This window comes from Kitasatospora griseola, assembly GCF_014648555.1.
Lineage (GTDB): Bacteria > Actinomycetota > Actinomycetes > Streptomycetales > Streptomycetaceae > Kitasatospora > Kitasatospora griseola.
The window spans coordinates 176,931-184,762 of sequence record NZ_BMRI01000002.1 but is presented as its reverse complement, the minus strand read 5'-3'; the positions used below and the strand labels follow the sequence as shown (position 1 = coordinate 184,762).

Annotated in this window: 5 protein-coding genes; 3 read left to right on the top strand and 2 right to left on the bottom strand. The window is 74.2% G+C overall.

Annotation, left to right across the window (positions count from 1 at the left end; genetic code table 11):
• Both IEZ12_RS03335 and IEZ12_RS03330 read right to left on the bottom strand, forming a co-directional pair.
• A partial coding sequence (locus IEZ12_RS03335; RefSeq protein WP_189270707.1) for an ATP-binding protein occupies positions 1-2,405 on the bottom strand: 2,405 nt, incomplete at its 3' end.
• A gap of 269 nt (positions 2,406-2,674) precedes the next feature.
• On the bottom strand, positions 2,675-3,400 hold the full coding sequence (locus IEZ12_RS03330; protein WP_189270706.1) for a Crp/Fnr family transcriptional regulator: 726 nt from the start codon (positions 3,398-3,400) through the stop codon (positions 2,675-2,677).
• A gap of 224 nt (positions 3,401-3,624) precedes the next feature.
• Between IEZ12_RS03330 and IEZ12_RS03325 the strand changes: the two genes are divergently transcribed.
• The 3 genes from IEZ12_RS03325 to IEZ12_RS03315 all read left to right on the top strand — a co-directional run bounded on the left by IEZ12_RS03325 (position 3,625) and on the right by IEZ12_RS03315 (position 7,631).
• Entirely contained in the window at positions 3,625-4,362 is a 738-nt protein-coding gene (locus IEZ12_RS03325) for a hypothetical protein (protein ID WP_189270704.1), read from the top strand.
• 14 nt (positions 4,363-4,376) lie between these two features.
• Positions 4,377-4,790, top strand: coding sequence for a hypothetical protein (locus IEZ12_RS03320; RefSeq protein ID WP_189270702.1), 414 nt, complete (start codon positions 4,377-4,379; stop codon positions 4,788-4,790).
• 195 nt (positions 4,791-4,985) lie between these two features.
• Complete coding sequence (locus IEZ12_RS03315) at positions 4,986-7,631, top strand: glycosyl hydrolase (RefSeq protein ID WP_189270879.1); 2,646 nt, start codon at positions 4,986-4,988, stop codon at positions 7,629-7,631.
• Positions 7,632-7,832 lie beyond the last annotated feature (201 nt).

Sequence of the window (7,832 nt, the reverse complement as noted above, 5' to 3'; positions counted from 1 at the left end):
ACGTCGTTGACGTCGGTGGTCTGCGGGTTCTCGGCGGCCGGCAGCCGCGGCCGGTCGGCGAGGGCCTGCGAGAACCGCTTGGCCAGATCGGCCGGGGCCTCGTACAGGGACATCTCCTCGGACAGGCGGCTGGTCTTCTTGTCGGTCCGGTCGCCGAGGCCGTCGTAGGTCCACAGGCGCAGGACGAGGTCCGAGGCGTGCCAGCGCGAGTAGTCCTTGCCGCCGATGCTCAGCAGGTCGTGGGAGTTGGTGTCGGACTCCATGGTGTCGCCGACCAGGTGGCTGGTGCCGAACTTCTCGCCCTGCGCGGTCACAGTGACGTCGTTGAGGTACTCCTGGACGTTCCAGTCGCCCTGGTAGCGGACGCCCGGCGCCGCGGTCAGCGCCTGCACCGCCTGGTCGAACGGCGCCCGCAGCTCCTTCCCGCCGCCGGCCGAGCCGCTGCCGCTCCCGCCCCCGCCCGAGATCGACCAGGTGACCGCGCCCGTCCCGGCGAGCAGCACGCCCAGCAGGACGAGCAGCCCCTTGCCGCCGAGCAGACCGGTCGCTCCCGCGCCTGTGCCGGCCGCGACGGACGCACCGGCGGCGGCATGGCCCGCGGCCGCGTGACCGGCCGTCTGCTGTCCCGCGTGCGCGGCCCCGTGCTGCGCCGCCGGCGCCGTCGCGTGCGGGACGGACCCGACGTGCGGAACTGCCGCCGGGGCGGCGGGCGGTGGCGGGGTGGGCGCCAGGTTCGCCATGTGCGAGGCCACCGAGTGGGCCTGCGCCCCGTGGGCGGCGGCGCCGGGCGTGGTCGCGGCGTGCGCCGCGCCGCCGTGCACCGCCGCGCCGCCGTGCGCCCCGGCCCCGCCCAGGCCGGCGCTCGGCGCGGGGACGAGGCCGGTGGGCAGCTGGCCGCCCAGTGCGGGGGCGACGCTCTGGGCGTTGAGCGCGGCCGTCGCGCCGTGCAGGTCGCCGATCGCCTTCCACAGCAGCGCCGCCTCGCCGAGCAGCGCGGCCGCGATGACCCGACGGCCCGTCAGCAGGCTGCGGATGCCCTCCTCGTGGACGAAGAAGGTCTGTGCGGGCCGGTCGCCGGACCGTTTGGCGGCGTTCCAGCCGCGGCCGAGCAGTCGGCCCCACGCCCCGGGGCGCAGCGCGCGGGCCATCGCCGGGGAGGCGGCCCGGGCCAGGTGCACCGCCAGTTCGGGGCGTCCGGCCGCCTCGGCGAGGACGACCGCCCGCTCCAACGCCCGGCTGTGCTCGGCCACTTCGGCGGGTGCGGTGTCGCGCCGGGTGACCCAGTCGGTGAGCCGCTCGCAGATCCGCTCGAACGGGAACGGGGCGGTCCGGCCGAGCGCCGCCGCGACGGCGTCCGGCGGGCAGCGGTAGCCGTGCTGTTCGGCGCGCAGCAGGCCGACCTCGGCCAGCCGCTCGCACACCGCGGCGGCGTCGGGCAGGTCGGCGATGGCGCCGATCCGGTCCGGGGCGAGTTCCGCGCCGTCCAGGGTGGCCAGCAGGCGCAGCACCTCGGTCGACGGGGCGTCGAGTCCGTCGAGCAGCAGCGGGATCAGCTCGGACACCTCGCCGGCCCTCGGCAGGCCGCCGCCGGCGGTCGACCGGAACCGGGCGAGCACGGCGGCCTGCAGCAGGTGCAGCGGACGCCCCTGGGCGGCCTGCCAGAGGGCCGTCGCGTCGGCCAGTTCGTCCGATGCGAGCGGTCGGCGCAGTTCGCGGGTGAGCAGTTCGAGCCCGGCCGCGCGGTCCAGCCCGGCGAGCTCCACCAGGGCGCCGTCCTCGCCGAGCAGCGACGGTCGGTGGGAGGCCAGCACGAACGTCGCGTCCGGGGCCAGGTCGGCCAGGGCGAGGGCCTGGGTGCGGCTCAGGTCCGCGTTGTCGAGGTACACGGTGACGCGCACCCCGGCCATCAGGCGCCGCAGTTCGGGCTCGGACGGGGCGTAGCCGACGGCGTCGTAGCAGGCCTCGAAGATCTCCTGCGCCAGGTCGCCGATCTCGCGGTCGGCGGCGTTCAGGTACACCCTCCCGGCGTCGGCGGCGGCAGTCGGTCGGCGCGCGGCGTGGCGCAGCAGCATGCTGGTGCCCGTCCCGGACGGGCCGTACAGCTGGACCAGCCCGCCGGTGCGGATCGCCCGTTCCAGATCGGCGAGTTCGGCGGCCCGGCCGAGCGGGTCCGGCTGCCGGCGGGGGAGCAGCGCCACCTGTTCCCGGCGCACCGGCTTCGGGCGGTGGCCGGCCACCAGGAGGGTCACCGTGGAGCCGTGCTGGGCGTCCACCACCAGGTTGTGGTCGCCGACCACCACCGGCCCGAGGGCGTCGCCGTCGATGTCGAGGCGGTAGTCGTTGCCGCCGCCGTTGCTGTCGGCGTCCGTCGCGGTGCTCGCGTCGGACGTGCCCGGTTCTTCCATCGCGACTGTCTCTCCCGGCCGTGGAACGCGACCGTTCTCGGGGCGGACCGCCGTGCGGGCAGGTCGGCCGGTACCGAAGGGGTGGGTCCGCCGGGTGTGCGCGGGCACCCTGGGGCGTCCGGAACTGCCCTCGGCAGCCCGGTAGTCGGCCAGGCTAGCGGCGGGCCCCCGGCGAGACCCCGTCGAACGACGGTTTCCGCCCGGGCCGTTCACCGCACCTACAAGTGGCGTGCGGCGAGGGCCGGTCCGGCACGATCGGCCGGAGGGGCCTACGAGTAGGCGATGGTCTCCAGCAGCGCCATGCTCTCCACCCTGATGGTGCGGTACCCGGTGGTGACGGCCCCGGACTCGCGCAGGCGGCGCAGGGCCTTGTGCACCGTGGGCTCGGCGGCGCCGGAGAGCGTCGCGAGCTCGGGCTGGGTGATCGGCCAGCGGATCACCGCGCCCGCGCCGGCCGGCTCGCCGTAGGTGACGGCGATCTGGTGGATCACCCGGGCGACCCGGGTCGCCGTGTCGCAGCCGGTGAAGTCGATCCGGCGGTCGTTCGCGGCCCGCAGCTTGGTCACGATGGACGCGTTGACGGCCTGGGCGATCCGCGGCTCGCGCCGCATGCAGTCGAGGAATGCCGGGCGGCTCACCGTCCTGGCCGTGACCTGGCCGCAGCTGGTGACGGTCGCCGACCGCGGCCGGCCGTCCACGGCGGCGAACTCGCCGACCAGGTCGCCGCCCATCCGCACGGTCAGCAGCGCGTCCCGGTGGTCGTGGGTGCGGCCGGTCACCTTGACCACGCCCGCCAGCAGCACCAGCAGGAAGTCCGTCCGGTCGGACTCCCGCAGCAGGACCCGGTCGGCCGGGTAGCGCACCTCGGTGCCGAGCGTCAGCAGCGGCTCCCGCTCGGCCGGGGACAGGCTGCCGAGCAGGCTCGACAGCGGCCAGGTCCAGGCGCGGCCGGACGGGTCGTCACCGTCCCGGCGGCTGCGGTCGTCGGCTGCCATCACTCTCCCCCTGCCCGTGCGGCTCCGAGCTGTCCGGCGCCGAGTCGTTCCGCGCCGCGCTGTTCCGGTGCGACCAGTATGCGTCCGGGGCGCGGTGCGCGGTGGCGGGACGGCGCGGTGTCGTGCGCGGGGGCCGGAGAACCCGTATTCCGACGGGGTCCGCCGTCCGCCGGTCCGGCACCATGGAGTCCGGGGGCGGCCAGATGCGACATCAGGAGGCTTGGATGGACGGGGAATTGGCGTACCGGGCGGTCCTCGCCGTGGACATCGAGCGTTCCGCCGGACGCGGCGACCCGGCGCTGCTGGCGATCCGCGCCGCCCTGCGGACGGTGCTGCGGGAGTCCTTCGAGCGGAGCCGGATCGACTGGGAGGCCTGCCGGGTCGACGACCTGGGCGACGGCCTGCGGGTCACCGCGCCGGCCGGGGTGCGGAAGGCGGCGCTGGTCCATCCGCTGTTCGACGAGGTCGCCGCCCGGCTGCGCGCCCACAACCGGCTGGCCGGGGCGCTGACCACGATCCGGGTCCGGATGGCCCTGCACGCCGGGGACGTCCGGCTCGGCCCGGACGGCGAGGTGGCCGGGCGGCCGCTGGAGGTGCTGGCCCGACTGCTCGACGCGCCCGCCGTCCGCACCGAGCTGGCCGAAGCGCCGCCGCAGAGCGTCGCCGTGCTCGTCCTCTCGGAGCACTTCCACGAGGAGACGGTGCAGCCCGGCCGCCCCGGGATCGAGCCCGAGGCGTTCCGCCAAGTGGCCGTCGCCAACAAGGAGTTCACCACCACCGCATGGATCCGGACAGCCCCCGCCGAGGGCCCGTCCGAGGCCGCAGCGCCGGCCGTGCCCGCCGTGCCCGCCGCGCCGCCGCCCGCCGGGCCGTCGCGGATGACCAACCGGGCGACCGGGCACGGCGTCATCTACGCCGTCCAGAACGGCGTCCAGCACATCACCACCACCCGTCGAACCTGAAGGAGAAACACGTCATGGACCACGAACTGGTCACGCTCGCGGAGTCCGGCGCTGCGGTGGTGGTCGGCGCCATGGCCACCGACCTGTGGCGCTCCGTCAAGGACGGCACGCTCGCGGTGTTCCGCCGGCTGGGCCACGACCGGCAGCGCACCGTCGCCGAGCAGCTCGACCGCAACGCCGAACTGGTCCGCGACGCGGACCGCCCCGAGGAGGCCCGACGGGCGCTCTTCGCCTTCTGGGCCCTGGAGTTGGCGGCCGTGCTCCGACAGGAGCCCGACCTGGCCCCGGAACTGACCCGGCTGGTGGCCGAGTTCCAGGGCGACCGGCAGCGCCTCGCGTACACCCAGAACAACACCGCCCACGACCACGGCACCGTCTACGCCGTCCAGCACGGCGACCAGCGGGTGGTCCGAAGCGCGGAGGGCTGAGCCCGCGAGAGCCAACTGATCGTCAACTTCCTTGCAGGTGACACTTTTTAAGCATCCGTTATGTACACGCTCTTCACGACGGCGGTGCGAACCGGAAGGCTGCGACTGGTTCGCCGGGCCGCGCGATCGTGCGGCCCGGAACACTCCTGGGGAGGACACCGCATCGTGCCCAACAGGCAGCGACGACGGCTGTTGATGTGCGTCGTCACCATCACCGCGCTCGGACTGACCACCGCTCAGGCCGTCGCGGCGCCCACGCCCGAGCAGCGGCCCCGGCCCGCCCGCCACCAGGCGGAGGTCGGGAAGCAGCACGCCGCGAAGGTCGAGGCCGCCACCAGCGGCTCGACGTTCGCCGCGCGCCAGGACGACGGCGAGGACGAGGCAGAGAACTCCGCCGAGTCCACCGAGCAGTTCACCGAGGCCCGCACCGCCCCCGGCCTGGTCGCCCCGGGCGCGTACAGCGCGGCCTGGGCGCAGCTCCAGTCGCTGCCGCACACCGCCGGCTTCTGGAACCACGTCACCGACAAGCCGTACAACTCGGACGACCCGCGCTACCGCGACATCGACTCCAACTCCGGTGCGGGCTCCGGGAACGTGACCGGCCGGGTGACCGGCATCGCCGCCGACGACGACGGCACCGTGTACGCGGGCGGCGCCAACGGCGGCGTGTACCGCTCCCGTTCGGGCGGCGGCCACTGGCAGGCGATCTCGGACAAGCTGCCCTCGCTGTCGACCGGCGCGCTGGAGCTCGACGGCTCGGGCCGGCTCTGGTACGCCACCGGCGAGGCGAACACCGGCGGCACCGCATACGTCGGCACCGGCGTGTACGTCCTCGCCGACCCGAAGCACGGCGCGTTCAAGCCGGGCAACCGGATCGGCGGGACCGAGCTGGAGTCCACCGTCATCCACGCCCTGCGCTTCAACGGCGACAAGGTGTGGGCCGCCACCAGCCGCGGCGTGTGGACGCACTCCACCACCGACCTGTCCGGCCCCTGGAAGCCGGAGTTCGCGCCGAACCCGACCTTCCTGCCCGGCGGCGCCGACTCCAAGGCGCCCAACGCCCCGTACAAGAACATCGCCAACGACGTCGCCTTCGACCCGAAGGACCCGTCGAAGGTGGTGCTGGCCTTCGGCTGGCGCAGCGGCGACACCTACAACGGCTTCTACAGCAGGGCCGCGGACGGCACCTGGCAGCGGCTGACCTCGCTCGGCGACCTGCCCGCCGACGCCGCCGACGTCGGCAACGTCACCTTCGCACCGTCCAAGGACGGCTCGCGCTACTACGCCATCGACCAGTCCCCGACGAAGATGGCGACCGACCCGGACAGCGGCCTGCAGGGCGTGTACGTCTCCAAGTCCGGCTCGCCGCTCGGCCCGTGGACCCTGATCGCGGACAAGGACAAGCTCAAGGGCTCCGGTTCCGCGCTCCAGGACGACGGCTACCAGCCGGGCATCCAGTCCTGGTACAACCAGTTCCTCCAGGTGGACCCGAACAACGCCGACCACGTCTACCTGGGCCTCGAAGAGGTCTACGAGACCCGGAACGGCGGCGGCGACTGGATCACCCCGGGCCCGTACTGGAACTTCTACTTCCCGTGCTGGGACATCGACCCGGCCAAGCGGACCTGCTCGCAGACCCCGCACTCCGACCAGCACGCCATCGCCCTCGGCACCAGCAAGGGCCGGACCACCGTGTACGTCGGCAACGACGGCGGCATCTACGGCCGCCCGCTGAACGGCGCGGTGGACTCCCTCGGCCACGCCACCGACTGGACGTCGTTCAACGACGGCAGCATGGACGCCCTCCAGTACTACTCGGTGGGCGTCGGCAAGGACCCGGCGGACCGCTCCGGCAAGGGCGTCGTCGTCAGCGGCGGCCTCCAGGACAACGGCCAGTCGATCCTGCGCGCCCGCGACAGGGCGATGGGCTCCAACTTCGGCGGCGACGGCGGCGACACCATCGTCGACCCGAACAACGGCTGCAACATCGTCGCCGAGTACGCCTACATGGAGATGCGGTCCACCCAGAACTGCGCCGTCAACGACGGCGCCTGGCAGGACGACCCGGCCAAGGCCACCACCTACGAGATCGCCCCGCCGGACCAGTACACGCACGCCGCCCGGTTCATCGCGCCGATCACCACGGACGCGAAGAACGCCGACACCTGGGTGGCCGGCGGCCAGCACGTCTGGGTGCAGAACAAGGGCTTCGCGATCCGCAGCGGCAGCGAGTGGACGGCCGCCTACGACCTCGGCGCCGGCCACGTCGCCACCGCCGTCGCCGCCTCCGGCGGCACCGTGTACGCCGGCTGGTGCGGCCCCTGCAACAACCAGGGCTTCACCCGCGGCATCGCCGTCGGCAACGTCGACGGCACCGGCTGGCACCAGCTGAACCTGCCCGTGGACGGCGCCCTGCCCAACCGGTACGTCTCCTCCTTCGCCGTCGACCCGGCGAACGCCAAGCACGTCCTGGTCTCGTTCAGCGGCTTCTCCCGGGCCTGGAGCGAGGGCCCCGGCGCGGGCATCGGCCACGTCTTCGACAGCCGCGACGGCGGCGCCACCTGGACGGACGTCTCGGCCAACCTGCCCGACGTCCCGACCAACACGCTGCGCCTGCTGCCGAACGGTGGCCTCGCCCTCGGCACCGACCTGGCCGCGTTCTACCGCGCGCCCGGTCAGCGGAACTGGAAGGTGATCGGCGAGGGCCTGCCCACCACCACGGTGATGCAGCTCAGGACCGGCCCCGACGGCCTGCTCTACGCCGGCACCCACGGCCGCGGCATCTGGTCCTTCGACCTCGACCGCTTCGGTCGCGGCGAGGGGGACGACAACCAGCAGTGACCGTCCGACCCCGGTGCCCGGCTCCCGCTCGCCCGAGCGGGAGCCGGGCACCGGGGCGCCTGCGGCCGCGGTCTTCCTCGGCGCTCCGGCGGGCCTGTGGCTGCGGTCTTCCCCGGCGCTCCGGCGGGCCGCGATCTAGCATGAAACAGAAGGTTCGGCTCGATGCCCCGCACCGTTCGGGTGAGGAGGCCGTATGGGACG